Source organism: Bacteroidota bacterium (assembly GCA_016714535.1).
Lineage (GTDB): Bacteria > Bacteroidota > Bacteroidia > AKYH767-A > OLB10 > JADKFV01.
Genome location: JADKDR010000004.1, coordinates 327,220 through 348,187 on the forward strand (window position 1 = coordinate 327,220; position 20,968 = coordinate 348,187).

At 44.5% G+C, this 20,968-nt stretch carries 5 protein-coding genes; 4 read left to right on the top strand and 1 reads right to left on the bottom strand.

Translation table 11 applies throughout. The features are described from left to right. The first annotated feature begins 1,127 nt into the window (after positions 1-1,127). Positions 1,128-10,547 carry a DUF11 domain-containing protein gene (locus IPO27_07250; protein ID MBK8846369.1) on the top strand — a complete coding sequence of 3,140 codons (9,420 nt, stop codon included), beginning with the start codon at positions 1,128-1,130 and terminating at the stop codon, positions 10,545-10,547. Here the strand turns inward: IPO27_07250 and IPO27_07255 are convergent. Further along, complete coding sequence (locus IPO27_07255; GenBank protein ID MBK8846370.1) at positions 10,518-10,712, bottom strand: hypothetical protein; 195 nt, start codon at positions 10,710-10,712, stop codon at positions 10,518-10,520. The two genes, IPO27_07250 and IPO27_07255, sit on opposite strands and share 30 nt — an antisense overlap. Between IPO27_07255 and IPO27_07260 the strand changes: the two genes are divergently transcribed. The 3 genes from IPO27_07260 to IPO27_07270 all read left to right on the top strand — a co-directional run bounded on the left by IPO27_07260 (position 10,705) and on the right by IPO27_07270 (position 20,954). Then, on the top strand, positions 10,705-11,247 hold the full coding sequence (locus tag IPO27_07260; GenBank protein MBK8846371.1) for a DUF11 domain-containing protein: 543 nt from the start codon (positions 10,705-10,707) through the stop codon (positions 11,245-11,247). The genes IPO27_07255 and IPO27_07260 overlap by 8 nt on opposite strands. Positions 11,248-11,332: 85 nt before the next feature. Next, positions 11,333-14,668, top strand: a complete 3,336-nt coding sequence (locus tag IPO27_07265; protein MBK8846372.1) for a DUF11 domain-containing protein — start codon at positions 11,333-11,335, stop codon at positions 14,666-14,668. Between the two features lie 88 nt (positions 14,669-14,756). Then, positions 14,757-20,954, top strand: coding sequence for a SprB repeat-containing protein (locus tag IPO27_07270; GenBank protein ID MBK8846373.1), 6,198 nt, complete (start codon positions 14,757-14,759; stop codon positions 20,952-20,954). The last annotated feature ends 14 nt before the right edge of the window (positions 20,955-20,968 follow it).

Here is a 20,968-nt window from a genome sequence, read left to right on the forward strand (position 1 = left end):
ATTGCATGTTTGAAGCAAAGCTTTTTAGTTTATTGCCTTGAGTTTGACTTTTATGAACAATTTAGGTTTTGGAGCTTTTCTAGTTAGTGCAACTAATAGTTAATAATTATGTGTAAAACGATTAATAAGCATGGTAAACTGTAAAATAATTAGCGTATAATATACAACAAGTATTTGATTATCAAATATATAAATGGCTTTTTTTTGATGTTTTTCTGTTTTGAATCAGTTTATTCAATTTCCTTAATCACCAAAATGTGGCAGTAAGGCAATAAAAAAATACACTTAACCTAAATAATGTTGCTGTTCACCTAAATTCAAATCACGCTTATCATTATGTGTGGAAATCTTCTTAACATTGGCATTGAATTTGAATCCTCGAAAATCTTTCTAAATTAAGGTTGTAATTAATGGGTTATTAAGGGTGTTTTAGTAGTGCAAAACGTCCTTTGAATAAGTTTGGTAGTGCGAACTTGCCTGTAATATTTATTTCCTTATCATAATAAATTAAAAAAGCGGAGGAAACAGTAGTGCGTATTCCCTCCGGTAACAAAAGTTGGCTATCAATAAAGAAAAGTGTATTTTATTTTTAACATAGAACCTATCAGTATCAGCCTTTTCAGCTGGTTTAGTCAATTCATATTTGATTACATCAATTTACCCATATGCAACTCCATCAATCATTTTAATAACTATTCAACCACTTTAGACTTAAATTATCGTCATTTCATTTTATTATCAACCAATAAGCCAATCCAACTAAGCACTTCATTTCATGCTTTAATCTCACAGGAAGTTTTAATAAAATCGTTTGCACTACTTGATTTTACCTTTTTTGTATCACTTACTAACAAACTTAGCTACAAAGCGCTTCAGATTTCTCTACCTGCTATATTGTTTTTCACATGCAACTATTCAAAAGCTTCAAAATTTTTGTTGTCACTTTTTTTATCTAAAGGAATTCAAAAATTCAAATATAAGCACTTCTTATTAAATGGTAGTCAAGTTTACTGTCAAAATCACCAAATAAAAACATATTGTTCACCCTTGAATTTGGCTTATTACCCAATAGTGGGTGTTTGGCCTCTTCATCAAAATTGAAAAAAAGCATTAAATATTTCTTATATATGAAAAATAACATCTACCAAAACCTTACGAATTCCATTAATAGATTTCAACCAAATCTACGCGTTAATCAATTGCTTGCGTTTAGTCGTACTATTGTCTTCATGGGAATAATAATTGGTCTGGTGCAAACTGACAGTTTAGCACAGTGCACTTGCACAGGCAACCTTGTTACCAATCCAAGCTTTGAGAATGGGACAACCGGATGGAGTTGGCAAGGGGGTAATTTTAGTTCAGGTACAGGAGCCGTTCAATGCGGCACCAAATCAGGTGATTTTGAAATTACCAATGGCGGCTGGAACTGGGTCTCTCAAACAATTGGTCAGGGCACCATTCTTCCGGGCTCTACAATTAATTGTACTGTTTATGCAGGAACGCATAATCCTTCGCTCTACCATCAGGTATCAATCGACTTTTTTGATGCTAATTGGAATTGGATTAGCAACATATACCAAGAAGTAAATAAATTGTTGCCGGGGCCACAGCAATACACTTTAAATGGAGTGGTACCTGCCAATACCTATTATGTTAATGCTGCTTTCAGTGGTTCTGGTTCATGGATCAAAACCGATATGTGGTGTGTAACCGTTACTTCATCTTGTAACAATGTTGCAAGTGCCGGTTCAATAGGGTATGATCAAGCCCAGTGCGGTGGATATGACCCAGCACTAATTCAAAGCATTTCTCTTCCTTCGGGTGGAAGTGGTACATTAGAATATGTTTGGCTTAAATCAACCGATAATTTTGCAACCTATACAGTAATTCCAAATACAAATACCTCTACATACGACCCACCAGCCATTACACAAACAACTTGGTATCGCAGATGTGCACGCAGAAGTGGTTGTACAGATTATGTAGGTGAATCAAATATCATAAAAAAAGAGGTAGTATCATCAATAACCTTATGGCAAATGACCCAAAATGCAACTTGCGGAAATTGTGATGGTGCTGTATGGTTAGATTGGTCAGGTGGAAATGGCACCTATACTATCAATGTAGATGGCACTAATTATACAGGATATTGGTGGGATGGTAGCAATTGGCAAATTGATGTTTATAATTTATGTGCCGGTAATCACACAGCAACAGTAACAGATGGAGCCGGTTGCACAGCAACAATTAACTTCACTATTAGCACACCAGGATGTTGTAATGTTACCAGTGCTGGAAGCATTGGTTATGATCAAACTCAATGCGGAAGTTATGACCCAGCAAATATTGTAAGCATTAGTTTGCCAAGTGGAGGTTCTGGGACTATAGAATATGTTTGGCTCAAGTCAACGGACAATTTTGCAACATATACTGTAATACCAGGAGCTAATGGACCTTCATATGATCCACCTGCCATTACACAAACAACCTGGTATCGCAGATGTGCACGCAGAAGCGGCTGCACCGATTATGTAGGAGAATCTAACATAATTAAGAAGGAAGTTGGCGGAACACTAACCGTTTGGAAATCCACACAAAATGCCACATGCGGTAATTGTGATGGAATAGCCACATTAAATTGGACAGGCGGAAATGGTACCTACACCGTTAATGTTAATGGAACAAATTACACTGGATATTGGTGGAATGGAAGCAGCTGGCAAATCAATATCAGTAATTTATGTGCCGGCAATTTTACAGCGACAATTACCGATGGCGTTGGTTGTGTTGGAGGAATTACATTCACTATTGGAACTCCAGCCTGTTGCAATGTAACCGGTGCTGGAACCATTGGCTATGACCAAAGCAATTGTGGTGGATTTGACCCTTCCAATATTGTTAGTATATCATTGCCCTCAGGCGGCACAGGTACAATAGAATATGTATGGCTCAAGTCAACAGATAATTTTGCTACATATACAGTTATTCCGGGAGCGAATGGCCCATCGTATGACCCGCCTGCTATTACTGTTACAACCTGGTATCGCAGATGCGCTCGCAGAAGCGGATGTACAGATTATGTTGGAGAGTCCAATATAATTAAGAAAGAGGTTGTAGGTAACATTAGTATATCAAGTATGACACAAAATGCAGGCTGTGGACAATGTAATGGTGTAGTTTGGTTAATGTGGACAGGTGGCAATGGCACTTACACGATTAATGTAAATGGCACTAACTATAACGGTTATTGGTGGAATGGTAGCCAATGGCAAATTGATGTTTATAACCTATGTGCGGGTAACTACACGGCAACAATTACAGATGGTGTTGGTTGTGCTGGTACTTATAACTTTACTATTAGTGGACCTACATGTTGCAACATAACTGATGGAGGAACTATTGGTTATAACCAAAGTGTATGTGGAGGCTACGACCCTAATGACATTGTTAGTTTGACATTACCAACAGGAGGAACAGGAACTATTGAATACGTTTGGTTGATTTCATACGATAACTTTGCAACATATAGTACTATTCCGGGAGCCAATGGCCCCACGTATAATCCGGGTCCAATAACACAAACTACATGGTTCCGTAGATGTTCTCGCAGGTCCGGTTGTTCAAATTATGATGGCGAATCTAATATTATTAAAAAAGAGGTTAACCCGGTTCCAATCTGCTACATAAATACGACAGCAGTAAATTGTAATGGGGGAAGCACAGGTTCAGCAACGGTTGTTCCTAGCGGAGGCACCTCGCCATACACTTATGCATGGAGCAATGGGGGCAATACTTCAACTATAAACAATCTAGCTGCAGGAACATATACTGTTACCGTAACCGATTCAAAAGGTTGCACAACTACTTGTACCGGAGCGGTAAATGGATATACCCCAATGACATTAACTTGTAATGGAACCAACATTAATTGTAATGGACAAACTACAGGTACTGCAGTCGTTAATGCAACCGGTGGTCAGCAACCTTATACCTTTTTATGGAGCAATGGTGCACAAACAGCATCAATAACCAGCCTTTCACCCGGAACATATACAGTAACAGTTACCGATGGTAAAGGATGTACCAAGACATGTTCTTATACTGTAACGCAGCCTCCGGTATTTACCATTAACTGCACCAAAACAGATGTTTCTTGTTATGGAGGAAATAATGGAACAGCAACAGTTAATGCTAATGGAGGAACACCTCCTTACACTTACCTGTGGAATAACGGGTCAACCACATCAGCTATTTCTAATTTATTTGCCGGAACCTATTCTGTAACAGTTACAGATAGCAAAGGATGTACGAAACAGTGTATTATCAGTTCCGTCAATCAACCAGCCCAAATAACTGCTTCTTGCTGGGGAATCGATGTTCCTTGTGCTGAAGCATATATTGGTTCAGCTTCGGTTACCACTAGTGGTGGCACACAGCCGTATACTTACTTATGGAGCACGGGCGAAACGGACGATAATATTTACGGTCTTGGAGTAGGAGTATATACCGTTACGGTAACAGATAATAATGGATGTACAACAACTTGCGAGGTTACAATTAACATAAGCGGACCGCCACTTGTTGTAACATGCACTTCAACACAGGTTCCATGTTTTGGAGGAAATAATGGAACAGCTACTGCATCACCATCAGGTGGGCAGGCTCCGTATACATATTGGTGGAGCAACTCAAAAACATTACAAACAATTACCGGATGTACTGCCGGAACTTATACGGTTACTGTTACAGATGCAAATGGTTGCTCTGCAACATGTTCTGTTTTAATTACACAGCAATCACAAATAAACTTAGTTTGCAATGGCACGAATGTTTCTTGTATGGGCGGAAGCAATGGCTCGGCCAATGTAGTTGCTACAGGAGGAACAGGAGTATATACCTATTTGTGGAATACAGGCGCAGCTACTTCTGCCATTTCAAATCTGGTAGCGGGTACATATACTGTTACTGTAAACGATGCAAACAATTGCACAAAACAATGTATTTATGTTGTTACCCAACCAACTGAATTAACTATAACCTGCACTGGAGGCAATGTGGCTTGCTATGGTGGCAATAACGGATTTGCTTCGGTATTTGCTACAGGCGGAACTACCCCCTATGCTTACATGTGGAATAACGGAAGCACCAGTTCATCAGCATTAAACTTAACCGCAGGAACGTATACCGTAACAGTTACAGACGCTAAGGGATGTATCAAAACATGTTCTTACACAGTTTCACAGCCCAATGTACTGAATGTGCAAGGCACTATCACTAATGTAAATTGTTTTGGTGGTAATAATGGTTCGATCGTCTTGACAGTTTCGGGAGGTGTTCAGCCTTATTATTACCTGTGGAATAATGGTTCTACTAACTCAAACAGAAGCGGTTTGATGGCAGGAACATATACAGTTACAGTTACAGATGCAAACAATTGCACTAAAACTACCTCATTTACTGTTACTCAACCAACCGCACTTTCAATAACTTGCAGCCATACCAATGCAACTACTGTTGGCGGTACAGAGGGAACAGCAACTGCTAATCCAGCAGGCGGAACAACACCATATACTTACTTATGGAGCAATGGCCAAACCAGCCAGACAGCTACTGGTTTATCAGTTGGAACCTATACGGTAACGGTTACGGATGCAAATGGCTGCACTATAACTTGTTCACAATTTGTGGAAGAGCCCGTACACAATTATGATTTAGCTTTGAAAAAGGAATTGAGCAGCGCAGGACCATTTGTGCCTGGTAGTAATGTTACATTTACAATGACTATATACAATCAGGGGAATGTAAACGCATCTAATATTCAAATAACAGATTACATTCCAACAGGAATGGTATTAAATGATCCCAACTGGACAGCTAATGGCTTTGGAACAAAGGCAACGTTAAATGTACCTATTCCATTCCTTAGCTATGGAAATTCGACTACCATTAATATTACATTACAAATATCGAGCGATTACCAGGGTGCTACTCTTTTAAACTTTGCCGAGATTTCAGGATCAACAAACGCTTATGGCGATCCAGATGTTGATTCGCAAGCTGATAATACAAATGGTAATGATGCCGGTGGTGCCCCAAATTCTCCTGCCGATAATGCGGTAAATGGAAATGGAACCGGGGTTCCGGGCGGAACAAATGCTGCCACTGATGAAGATGATCACGATCCAGCTCAAATAAATGTTCAGCAGACTTACGATTTAGCCTTAACTAAAGTATTAGCAAGCGCTGGACCTTTTGTTCCTGGAAGTAATGTTGATTTTACAATAACAGTTTATAATCAGGGAACACTTGACGCTTCTAATATTCAAATTAGTGATTATATCCCAACGGGAATGAGCTTAAATGATGCTGACTGGTCAGTGTCAGGAAATATAGCCACACTAAATGTGCCTATAGCTTCTTTAGCTAAAGGAGCTAACACTAACGTAAGCATTACGTTAAGAGTAAACACCACTTATCAGGGAGCAACGTTGACTAATGTTGCCGAAATAAGTTCAAGTAACAATGCGCTTGGATTAAATGATATTGACTCACCACAAGACAACAATCCAAACAACGATGGAGGTGGAGCTCCAAACTCTCCTGCTGATAATGCAATCAATGGAGATGGTACCGGAGCACCGGGAAGTACAAGTGCAAGTACTGATGAAGATAATGCTGATCCGGCACAAATTAATGTTACTCAAACATTCGATCTAGCGTTAAAGAAAGTACTCTCAAGTGCTGGACCATTTGTTCCTGGAAGCAATGTGACATTTGCTATTACTGTTTATAATCAAGGAACACTTGATGCAACTAATATTCAGGTGGTTGATTATATTCCTGCTGGAATGACATTAAATGATGCTAATTGGACAGCAAGCGGAAGTTCGGCTTCATTAAATGGCGGCATAGCCTCTCTTGCAAAAGGGGCCAATACAACAGTAAATATCACTCTACAAATCGATCAAAATTATCAGGGCGCAAGCTTGGTTAATAGAGCCGAAATATCGGGCGCGACCAATGCGTTAGGCTTAAATGATATTGATTCGCCATATGATACTGATCCGAATAATGATGCAGGCGGAGCACCTAATAGTCCGGCTGACGATGCTATTAATGGTGATGGTTCTGGTACTCCTGGTGGCACCAATGCCTCTACAGATGAGGATGATTCAGACCCTGCTCAAATTGCAGTTACACAAACCTATGATCTGGCTCTTAAAAAAGAACTTAGCAGTGCAGGTCCATTTGTTCCTGGCAGTAATGTAAACTTCACCATTACTGTATACAATCAAGGTACACTGGATGCATCGAACATACAAATAAGCGATTATATACCGGCTGGCATGTCATTAAATGACCCTAGCTGGACCGTAACCGGAAATATTGCTACTTTGAACAATCCTATTGCAAGCCTTCTTAAGGGCGCAAATACAACTGTTAGTATTACATTAACTGTCAACAACTCTTTCCAAGGAGCAACATTGACTAATAAAGCAGAGATTAGCTCAAGCACAAATGCTTTGGGTTTATCAGATATCGATTCCCCTGAAGATAATAATCCAACTAACGATGCTGGCGGTGCTCCAAATTCACCAGCTGACAATGCCATCAATGGTGATGGTACCGGCACTCCCGGAGGAACCAATGCTGCTACAGATGAGGATAATGCTGATCCGGCACAGATTAATGTTACGCAAACATTCGATCTAGCGTTAAAGAAAGTACTTTCAAGTGCAGGACCATTTGTTCCGGGAAGTAATGTAACGTTTACACTTACCGTATACAATCAAGGAACTATAGATGCAACAAATATTCAACTTATAGATTATATCCCTACAGGAATGAGTTTGAATGATCCTGATTGGACTTCAGCTGGAAACACTGCAACGTTAAATGGAGGTATTGCATCTTTAGCTAAAGGTGCGAATACTTCAGTTGATATTACTTTGCAAATAAACAATTCCTATCAAGGAGCTTCATTAATAAATAAGGCAGAAATATCTGGAGGTTCTAATGCCTTAGGCTTAACAGATATTGATTCGCCATATGATACTGATCCAAATAATGATGCGGGCGGTGCTCCAAATAGTCCGGCCGATGATGCTATCAATGGAAATGGAACAGGCACTCCAGGAGATAATAATCCTGTAACAGATGAAGATGATGCTGACCCTGCACAAATTGAGGTAACTCAGACGTTTGATCTTGCCTTAAAGAAAGTATTGAGCAGCGCAGGTCCATTCATTCCAGGAAGCAATGTAACCTTTACAATAACAGTTTATAATCAGGGAACACTTGATGCTAGCAATATTCAAGTAACAGATTACATACCAACGGGTATGAGTTTGAACGATCCTAATTGGACACCAAGCGGAACCAATGCAATTCTAAATACTCCAATTGCTTCTTTGGCAAAAGGGGCTAACACGTCTATAAATATTACCTTACAAGTAAATATAGATTTTCAAGGGCCAACCTTAACCAATGTTGCAGAAATAAGTTCGAGTAGTAATGCGTTAGGATTGAACGATATTGATTCACCAGAAGATAATAATCCGAACAACGATGCAGGAGGGGCACCAAACTCACCGGCAGATAATGCGATCAATGGAGATGGTACGGGCACACCAGGTGGTACCAATGCAACAACGGATGAAGACAATGCTGACCCTGCACAGATAAATGTTACCCAAACATTCGACCTTGCTCTGAAGAAAGTTCTTTCATCAACCGGTCCTTTTATGCAAAATAGTAATGTTACTTTTAGCATTACCGTATATAATCAAGGAACACTTGATGCAATAAATATCGAGGTATCTGATTACATCCCAGCAGGGATGTCATTAAATGACCCCAATTGGACAGCTTCTGGAAATATTGCTACTTATAATGTAGGTATCCCCTCACTATTAAAAGGAGCCACTATTTCAATTGACATAACGCTTAGAATAAATCAAAACTACCAAGGCGCTACGTTAGTAAATCGTGCAGAAATTAGTGCAGGTAGCAATGCATTAGGCTTAACGGATATAGATTCACCTTTCGATAACATACCTGGCAATGATGCTGGTGGAGCTCCAAATTCACCTGCAGATGATGCCATCAATGGTGACGGTACCGGTACACCAGGGGGCACAAATGCATTAACTGACGAAGATGATGCAGATCCTGCTCTGATTAATGTTACGCAGATTTTTGATTTAGCATTAAAGAAACAGTTAACTAGTGCTGGCCCATTTGTTCCAGGCAGTAATGTAACCTTTACGTTGTCTGTTTATAATCAAGGAACTATTGATGCAACCAACATTCAACTAATCGACTACATTCCAACAGGCATGTCGTTGAATGATAATGATTGGACAGCTAGTGGTAATACTGCAACGTTTAATAGCGGCATAGGATCATTGTTAAAAGGAGACTCCACATCTGTTGATATCACACTGCGTATTAATTTATCATATCAAGGAGCATCATTAATAAATAGAGCAGAAATTACTGCGGGGTCAAATGCCCTTGGACTTACAGACATAGATAGTCCTTATGATAACGATCCAAACAATGATGCAGGTGGAAATCCGAATTCAGGCTCAGACGATGCAATATTTGGAGATGGAACTGGAAATCCGGGGGATAGCAATCCGGCCACAGATGAAGATGATGCTGACCCGGCACAAATAAATGTAACACAGACATACGACTTGGCCTTGACCAAAGTATTATCAAGTGCAGGCCCATTTGTACCAGGTAGTGATGTAACGTTTACACTCACGGTATACAACCAGGGCACACTAGATGCAAGCAACATTCAGATAACAGATTACATACCAACGGGTATGAGTTTGAATGATGCAGACTGGACCGCAAGCGGCAACACAGCCACCATGAATTCAGTAATTGCAAGTTTACCAAAAGGCGGCACTACTACCGTAGATATCACCCTACGCGTTAACAATTCATATCAAGGCGCCACGTTAACCAACGTAGCAGAAATTAGTTCAAGCACCAATGCGTTAGGATTAAGCGATATCGATTCACCAGAAGATAACGATCCGAACAACGATGCAGGAGGCGCACCAAACTCACCGGCAGATAATGCGATTAATGGAGATGGCACAGGCACACCAGGTGGCACCAATGCAACCACAGATGAAGACAATGCTGACCCGGCACAAATAAATGTAACACAGACATACGACTTGGCCTTGACCAAAGTATTATCAAGTGCAGGCCCATTTGTACCAGGTAGTGATGTAACGTTTACACTTACGGTATACAACCAGGGCACACTAGATGCAAGCAACATTCAGATAACAGATTACATACCAACGGGTATGAGTTTGAATGATGCAGACTGGACCGCAAGCGGCAACACAGCCACCATGAATTCAGTAATTGCAAGTTTACCAAAAGGCGGCACTACTACCGTAGATATCACCCTACGCGTTAACAATTCATATCAAGGCGCCACGTTAACCAACGTAGCAGAAATTAGTTCAAGCACCAATGCGTTAAGATTAAAGCGATATCGATTCACCAGAAGATAACGATCCGAACAACGATGCAGGAGGCGCACCAAACTCACCGGCAGATAATGCGATTAATGGAGATGGCACAGGCACACCAGGTGGCACCAATGCAACCACAGATGAAGACAATGCTGACCCGGCACAAATAAATGTAACACAGACATACGACTTGGCCTTGACCAAAGTATTATCAAGTGCAGGCCCATTTGTACCAGGTAGTGATGTAACGTTTACACTTACGGTATACAACCAGGGCACACTAGATGCAAGCAACATTCAGATAACAGATTACATACCAACGGGTATGAGTTTGAATGATGCAGACTGGACCGCAAGCGGCAACACAGCCACCATGAATTCAGTAATTGCAAGTTTACCAAAAGGCGGCACTACTACCGTAGATATCACCCTACGCGTTAACAATTCATATCAAGGCGCCACGTTAACCAACGTAGCAGAAATTAGTTCAAGCACCAATGCGTTAGGATTAAGCGATATCGATTCACCAGAAGATAACGATCCGAACAACGATGCAGGAGGCGCACCAAACTCACCGGCAGATAATGCGATTAATGGAGATGGCACAGGCACACCAGGTGGCACCAATGCAACCACAGATGAAGACAATGCTGACCCGGCACAAATAAATGTAACACAGACATACGACTTGGCCTTGACCAAAAGTATTATCAAGTGCAGGCCCATTTGTACCAGGTAGTGATGTAACGTTTACACTTACGGTATACAACCAGGGCACACTAGATGCAAGCAACATTCAGATAACAGATTACATACCAACGGGTATGAGTTTGAATGATGCAGACTGGACCGCAAGCGGCAACACAGCCACCATGAATTCAGTAATTGCAAGTTTACCAAAAGGCGGCACTACTACCGTAGATATCACCCTACGCGTTAACAATTCATATCAAGGCGCCACGTTAACCAACGTAGCAGAAATTAGTTCAAGCACCAATGCGTTAGGATTAAGCGATATCGATTCACCAGAAGATAACGATCCGAACAACGATGCAGGAGGCGCACCAAACTCACCGGCAGATAATGCGATTAATGGAGATGGCACAGGCACACCAGGTGGCACCAATGCAACCACAGATGAAGACAATGCTGACCCGGCACAAATAAATGTAACACAGACATACGACTTGGCCTTGACCAAAGTATTATCAAGTGCAGGCCCATTTGTACCAGGTAGTGATGTAACGTTTACACTTACGGTATACAACCAGGGCACACTAGATGCAAGCAACATTCAGATAACAGATTACATACCAACGGGTATGAGTTTGAATGATGCAGACTGGACCGCAAGCGGCAACACAGCCACCATGAATTCAGTAATTGCAAGTTTACCAAAAGGCGGCACTACTACCGTAGATATCACCCTACGCGTTAACAATTCATATCAAGGCGCCACGTTAACCAACGTAGCAGAAATTAGTTCAAGCACCAATGCGTTAGGATTAAGCGATATCGATTCACCAGAAGATAACGATCCGAACAACGATGCAGGAGGCGCACCAAACTCACCGGCAGATAATGCGATTAATGGAGATGGCACAGGCACACCAGGTGGCACCAATGCAACCACAGATGAAGACAATGCTGACCCGGCACAAATAAATGTAACACAGACATACGACTTGGCCTTGACCAAAGTATTATCAAGTGCAGGCCCATTTGTACCAGGTAGTGATGTAACGTTTACACTTACGGTATACAACCAGGGCACACTAGATGCAAGCAACATTCAGATAACAGATTACATACCAACGGGTATGAGTTTGAATGATGCAGACTGGACCGCAAGCGGCAACACAGCCACCATGAATTCAGTAATTGCAAGTTTACCAAAGGGCGGCACTACTACCGTAGATATCACCCTACGCGTTAACAATTCATATCAAGGCGCCACGTTAACCAACGTAGCAGAAATTAGTTCAAGCACCAATGCGTTAGGATTAAGCGATATCGATTCACCAGAAGATAACGATCCGAACAACGATGCAGGAGGCGCACCAAACTCACCGGCAGATAATGCGATTAATGGAGATGGCACAGGCACACCAGGTGGCACCAATGCAACCACAGATGAAGACAATGCTGACCCGGCACAAATAAATGTAACACAGACATACGACTTGGCATTAACCAAACAGTTAAATGGCACTGGTCCATTTTATCCTGGCGCGAATGTTACATTCACATTGACTGTTTATAATCAAGGAACATTAGATGCTTCTAATATACAGATTACAGATTATATTCCAACTGGAATGACATTAAATGATCCGGATTGGAATGTAACAGGTTCTAAAGCAACCCTTAATAGTCCAATTGCATCCTTACCTAAGGGCGCAACAACTACAGTTGACATCACCTTGAGTATTAATAGCAACTTTACAGGTAATTCGCTTGTGAATTATGCTGAAATTTCAGGATCAACAAATGCACTTGGTTTAACAGATATTGATTCTCCTACTGATGATAATCCTGGTAATGATGCTGGAGGTAATCCAAATTCAGGCTCAGATGATTCAATTAATGGAGATGGTTCTGGAAACCCGGGAGATTCAGATCCTAACACAGATGAAGATGATCATGACCCAGCACAAATTGATATTTGCTATATGGTATTATCCTTTACAAATGTAGATGTTGATTGTTTTGGAAATAGTACTGGAAACGCATCTGTAAGTGTTAGCTTCGGTTTTGCCCCTTATGCTTATTTGTGGAGCAATGGAGTAACTACTTCGAATAATGCTAATATTGTTTCAGGAACTTATATAGTTACAGTTACTGATTCTAAAGGATGTACAGAGACAGGAACGGTTCAGGTATCTCAACCAAATGCCCAATTGGTAGCAACGTGCAGTGGCACCCCGGTATCATGTAAGAATGGTAACGATGGCAGCAGCAGCGTAACAGCAACAGGCGGCACCAGTCCATACAGCTATGCATGGAGCAACGGAGCCAGCACGTCATCAAACAATAATGTACCAGCAGGAACCTATACGGCAACAGTAACCGATGCCAATGGATGTACTGCAACCTGCAGCTTCACAGTAACGGAGCCAACCCAATTGGTAGCAACGTGCAGTGGCACCCCGGTATCATGTAAGAATGGTAACGATGGCAGCAGCAGCGTAACAGCAACAGGCGGCACCAGTCCATACAGCTATGCATGGAGCAACGGAGCCAGCACGTCATCAAACAATAATGTACCAGCAGGAACCTATACGGCAACAGTAACCGATGCCAATGGATGTACTGCAACCTGCAGCTTCACAGTAACGGAGCCAACCCAATTGGTAGCAACGTGCAGTGGCACCCCGGTATCATGTAAGAATGGTAACGATGGCAGCAGCAGCGTAACAGCAACAGGCGGCACCAGTCCATACAGCTATGCATGGAGCAACGGAGCCAGCACGTCATCAAACAATAATGTACCAGCAGGAACCTATACGGCAACAGTAACCGATGCCAATGGATGTACTGCAACCTGCAGCTTCACAGTAACGGAGCCAACCCAATTGGTAGCAACGTGCAGTGGCACCCCGGTATCATGTAAGAATGGTAACGATGGCAGCAGCAGCGTAACAGCAACAGGCGGCACCAGTCCATACAGCTATGCATGGAGCAACGGAGCCAGCACGTCATCAAACAATAATGTACCAGCAGGAACCTATACGGCAACAGTAACCGATGCCAATGGATGTACTGCAACCTGCAGCTTCACAGTAACGGAGCCAACCCAATTGGTAGCAACGTGCAGTGGCACCCCGGTATCATGTAAGAATGGTAACGATGGCAGCAGCAGCGTAACAGCAACAGGCGGCACCAGTCCATACAGCTATGCATGGAGCAACGGAGCCAGCACGTCATCAAACAATAATGTACCAGCAGGAACCTATACGGCAACAGTAACCGATGCCAATGGATGTACTGCAACCTGCAGCTTCACAGTAACGGAGCCAACCCAATTGGTAGCAACGTGCAGTGGCACCCCGGTATCATGTAAGAATGGTAACGATGGCAGCAGCAGCGTAACAGCAACAGGCGGCACCAGTCCACAGCTATGCATGGAGCAACGGAGCCAGCACGTCATCAAACAATAATGTACCAGCAGGAACCTATACGGCAACAGTAACCGATGCCAATGGATGTACTGCAACCTGCAGCTTCACAGTAACGGAGCCAACCCAATTGGTAGCAACGTGCAGTGGCACCCCGGTATCATGTAAGAATGGTAACGATGGCAGCAGCAGCGTAACAGCAACAGGCGGCACCAGTCCATACAGCTATGCATGGAGCAACGGAGCCAGCACGTCATCAAACAATAATGTACCAGCAGGAACCTATACGGCAACAGTAACCGATGCCAATGGATGTACTGCAACCTGCAGCTTCACAGTAACGGAGCCAACCCAATTGGTAGCAACGTGCAGTGGCACCCCGGTATCATGTAAGAATGGTAACGATGGCAGCAGCAGCGTAACAGCAACAGGCGGCACCAGTCCATACAGCTATGCATGGAGCAACGGAGCCAGCACGTCATCAAACAATAATGTACCAGCAGGAACCTATACGGCAACAGTAACCGATGCCAATGGATGTACTGCAACCTGCAGCTTCACAGTAACGGAGCCAACCCAATTGGTAGCAACGTGCAGTGGCACCCCGGTATCATGTAAGAATGGTAACGATGGCAGCAGCAGCGTAACAGCAACAGGCGGCACCAGTCCATACAGCTATGCATGGAGCAACGGAGCCAGCACGTCATCAAACAATAATGTACCAGCAGGAACCTATACGGCAACAGTAACCGATGCCAATGGATGTACTGCAACCTGCAGCTTCACAGTAACGGAGCCAACCCAATTGGTAGCAACGTGCAGTGGCACCCCGGTATCATGTAAGAATGGTAACGATGGCAGCAGCAGCGTAACAGCAACAGGCGGCACCAGTCCATACAGCTATGCATGGAGCAACGGAGCCAGCACGTCATCAAACAATAATGTACCAGCAGGAACCTATACGGCAACAGTAACCGATGCCAATGGATGTACTGCAACCTGCAGCTTCACAGTAACGGAGCCAACCCAATTGGTAGCAACGTGCAGTGGCACCCCGGTATCATGTAAGAATGGTAACGATGGCAGCAGCAGCGTAACAGCAACAGGCGGCACCAGTCCATACAGCTATGCATGGAGCAACGGAGCCAGCACGTCATCAAACAATAATGTACCAGCAGGAACCTATACGGCAACAGTAACCGATGCCAATGGATGTACTGCAACCTGCAGCTTCACAGTAACGGAGCCAACCCAATTGGTAGCAACGTGCAGTGGCACCCCGGTATCATGTAAGAATGGTAACGATGGCAGCAGCAGCGTAACAGCAACAGGCGGCACCAGTCCATACAGCTATGCATGGAGCAACGGAGCCAGCACGTCATCAAACAATAATGTACCAGCAGGAACCTATACGGCAACAGTAACCGATGCCAATGGATGTACTGCAACCTGCAGCTTCACAGTAACGGAGCCAACCCAATTGGTAGCAACGTGCAGTGGCACCCCGGTATCATGTAAGAATGGTAACGATGGCAGCAGCAGCGTAACAGCAACAGGCGGCACCAGTCCATACAGCTATGCATGGAGCAACGGAGCCAGCACGTCATCAAACAATAATGTACCAGCAGGAACCTATACGGCAACAGTAACCGATGCCAATGGATGTACTGCAACCTGCAGCTTCACAGTAACGGAGCCAACCCAATTGGTAGCAACGTGCAGTGGCACCCCGGTATCATGTAAGAATGGTAACGATGGCAGCAGCAGCGTAACAGCAACAGGCGGCACCAGTCCATACAGCTATGCATGGAGCAACGGAGCCAGCACGTCATCAAACAATAATGTACCAGCAGGAACCTATACGGCAACAGTAACCGATGCCAATGGATGTACTGCAACCTGCAGCTTCACAGTAACGGAGCCAACCCAATTGGTAGCAACGTGCAGTGGCACCCCGGTATCATGTAAGAATGGTAACGATGGCAGCAGCAGCGTAACAGCAACAGGCGGCACCAGTCCATACAGCTATGCATGGAGCAACGGAGCCAGCACGTCATCAAACAATAATGTACCAGCAGGAACCTATACGGCAACAGTAACCGATGCCAATGGATGTACTGCAACCTGCAGCTTCACAGTAACGGAGCCAACCCAATTGGTAGCAACGTGCAGTGGCACCCCGGTATCATGTAAGAATGGTAACGATGGCAGCAGCAGCGTAACAGCAACAGGCGGCACCAGTCCATACAGCTATGCATGGAGCAACGGAGCCAGCACGTCATCAAACAATAATGTACCAGCAGGAACCTATACGGCAACAGTAACCGATGCCAATGGATGTACTGCAACCTGCAGCTTCACAGTAACGGAGCCAACCCAATTGGTAGCAACGTGCAGTGGCACCCCGGTATCATGTAAGAATGGTAACGATGGCAGCAGCAGCGTAACAGCAACAGGCGGCACCAGTCCATACAGCTATGCATGGAGCAACGGAGCCAGCACGTCATCAAACAATAATGTACCAGCAGGAACCTATACGGCAACAGTAACCGATGCCAATGGATGTACTGCAACCTGCAGCTTCACAGTAACGGAGCCAACCCAATTGGTAGCAACGTGCAGTGGCACCCCGGTATCATGTAAGAATGGTAACGATGGCAGCAGCAGCGTAACAGCAACAGGCGGCACCAGTCCATACAGCTATGCATGGAGCAACGGAGCCAGCACGTCATCAAACAATAATGTACCAGCAGGAACCTATACGGCAACAGTAACCGATGCCAATGGATGTACTGCAACCTGCAGCTTCACAGTAACGGAGCCAACCCAATTGGTAGCAACGTGCAGTGGCACCCCGGTATCATGTAAGAATGGTAACGATGGCAGCAGCAGCGTAACAGCAACAGGCGGCACCAGTCCATACAGCTATGCATGGAGCAACGGAGCCAGCACGTCATCAAACAATAATGTACCAGCAGGAACCTATACGGCAACAGTAACCGATGCCAATGGATGTACTGCAACCTGCAGCTTCACAGTAACGGAGCCAACCCAATTGGTAGCAACGTGCAGTGGCACCCCGGTATCATGTAAGAATGGTAACGATGGCAGCAGCAGCGTAACAGCAACAGGCGGCACCAGTCCATACAGCTATGCATGGAGCAACGGAGCCAGCACGTCATCAAACAATAATGTACCAGCAGGAACCTATACGGCAACAGTAACCGATGCCAATGGATGTACTGCAACCTGCAGCTTCACAGTAACGGAGCCAACCCAATTGGTAGCAACGTGCAGTGGCACCCCGGTATCATGTAAGAATGGTAACGATGGCAGCAGCAGCGTAACAGCAACAGGCGGCACCAGTCCATACAGCTATGCATGGAGCAACGGAGCCAGCACGTCATCAAACAATAATGTACCAGCAGGAACCTATACGGCAACAGTAACCGATGCCAATGGATGTACTGCAACCTGCAGCTTCACAGTAACGGAGCCAACCCAATTGGTAGCAACGTGCAGTGGCACCCCGGTATCATGTAAGAATGGTAACGATGGCAGCAGCAGCGTAACAGCAACAGGCGGCACCAGTCCATACAGCTATGCATGGAGCAACGGAGCCAGCACGTCATCAAACAATAATGTACCAGCAGGAACCTATACGGCAACAGTAACCGATGCCAATGGATGTACTGCAACCTGCAGCTTCACAGTAACGGAGCCAACCCAATTGGTAGCAACGTGCAGTGGCACCCCGGTATCATGTAAGAATGGTAACGATGGCAGCAGCAGCGTAACAGCAACAGGCGGCACCAGTCCATACAGCTATGCATGGAGCAACGGAGCCAGCACGTCATCAAACAATAATGTACCAGCAGGAACCTATACGGCAACAGTAACCGATGCCAATGGATGTACTGCAACCTGCAGCTTCACAGTAACGGAGCCAACCCAATTGGTAGCAACGTGCAGTGGCACCCCGGTATCATGTAAGAATGGTAACGATGGCAGCAGCAGCGTAACAGCAACAGGCGGCACCAGTCCATACAGCTATGCATGGAGCAACGGAGCCAGCACGTCATCAAACAATAATGTACCAGCAGGAACCTATACGGCAACAGTAACCGATGCCAATGGATGTACTGCAACCTGCAGCTTCACAGTAACGGAGCCAACCCAATTGGTAGCAACGTGCAGTGGCACCCCGGTATCATGTAAGAATGGTAACGATGGCAGCAGCAGCGTAACAGCAACAGGCGGCACCAGTCCATACAGCTATGCATGGAGCAACGGAGCCAGCACGTCATCAAACAATAATGTACCAGCAGGAACCTATACGGCAACAGTAACCGATGCCAATGGATGTACTGCAACCTGCAGCTTCACAGTAACGGAGCCAACAAAGTTGAATGTTACTTGTAATGGAAGTAACGTTCCATGTTTCGGAGGCAACAATGGAAGTGCAAGCGTGGCGGCAAGTGGCGGTACTACCCCATACAGTTATGTATGGTCAAACGGAAAGACCACCGCAGCAAACAATAACCTTGCAGCAGGAACCTACACCGTAACCGTAACTGATGCCAATGGATGCACGAAGACATGCAGCTATACGGTAACGCAACCAAGTGCATTAACAGCAACTTGCAGCGGCACGAACGTAAGTTGCAACGGAGGCACCAACGGATCAGCAAGCGTAACAGCAAGTGGCGGTACTACCCCATACAGTTATGTATGGTCAAACGGAAAGACTACCGCAGCCAACAATAACCTTGCAGCTGGAACCTATACCGTAACCGTAACTGATGCCAATGGATGTACGAAGACATGCAGCTATACGGTAACGCAACCAAGTGCATTAACAGCAACTTGCAGCGGCACGAACGTAAGTTGCAACGGAGGCACCAACGGATCAGCAAGCGTAACATCAAATGGCGGTACTACCCCATACAGCTATGTATGGTCCAACGGAAAGACTACCGCAGCAAACAATAACCTTGCAGCTGGAACCTACACCGTAACCGTAACCGATGCCAATGGATGTACGAAGACATGCAGCTATACGGTAACGCAACCAAGTGCATTAACAGCAACTTGCAGCGGCACGAACGTAAGCTGCAACGGAGGCACCAACGGATCAGCAAGCGTAACATCAAATGGCGGTACTACCCCATACAGCTATGTATGGTCAAACGGAAAGACTACCGCAGCAAACAATAACCTTGCAGCAGGAACCTATACCGTAACCGTAACTGATGCCAATGGATGTACGAAGACATGCAGCTATACGGTAACGCAACCAAGTGCATTAACAGCAACTTGCTCAGGAACAATGGTAACATGTAAAGGAACAGCAACTGGAAGTGCTAGTGTTGTTTCATCAGGAGGTACATCACCTTACACGTATCAATGGAGTAATGGTGTAACCATTAGCAACAATACTGGATTAATGGCCGGTACTTATACTGCAACCGTAATTGATGCGAATGGATGTACAGCTACCTGCAGCTTCACAGTAACGGAGCCAAGTGCATTAACAGCAACTTGCAGCGGCACGAACGTAAGTTGCAACGGAGGCACCAACGGATCAGCAAGCGTAACAGCAAGTGGCGGTACTACCCCATACAGTTATGTATGGTCAAACGGAAAGACTACCGCAGCAAACAATAACCTTGCAGCAGGAACCTACACCGTAACCGTAACTGATGCCAATGGATGCACGAAGACGTGCAGCTATACGGTAACGCAACCAAGTGCATTAACAGCAACTTGCAGCGGCACGAACGTAAGTTGCAACGGAGGCACCAACGGATCAGCAAGCGTAACATCAAATGGCGGTACTACCCCATACAGCTATGTATGGTCAAACGGAAAGACTACCGCAGCAAACAATAACCTTGCAGCAGGTAGTTACACCGTAACCGTAACCGATGCCAATGGATGTACGAAGACATGCAGCTATACGGTAACGCAACCAAGTGCATTAACAGCAACTTGCAGCGGCACGAACGTAAGTTGCAACGGAGGCACCAACGGATCAGCAAGCGTAACAGCAAGTGGCGGTACTACCCCATACAGTTATGTATGGTCAAACGGAAAGACTACCGCAGCAAACAATAACCTTGCAGCAGGAACCTATACCGTAACCGTAACTGATGCCAATGGATGTACGAAGACATGCAGCTATACGGTAACGCAACCAAGTGCATTAACAGCAACTTGCTCAGGAACAATGGTAACATGTAAAGGAACAGCAACTGGAAGTGCTAGTGTTGTTTCATCAGGAGGTACATCACCTTACACGTATCATGGAGTAATGGTGAACCATTAGCAACAATACTGGAT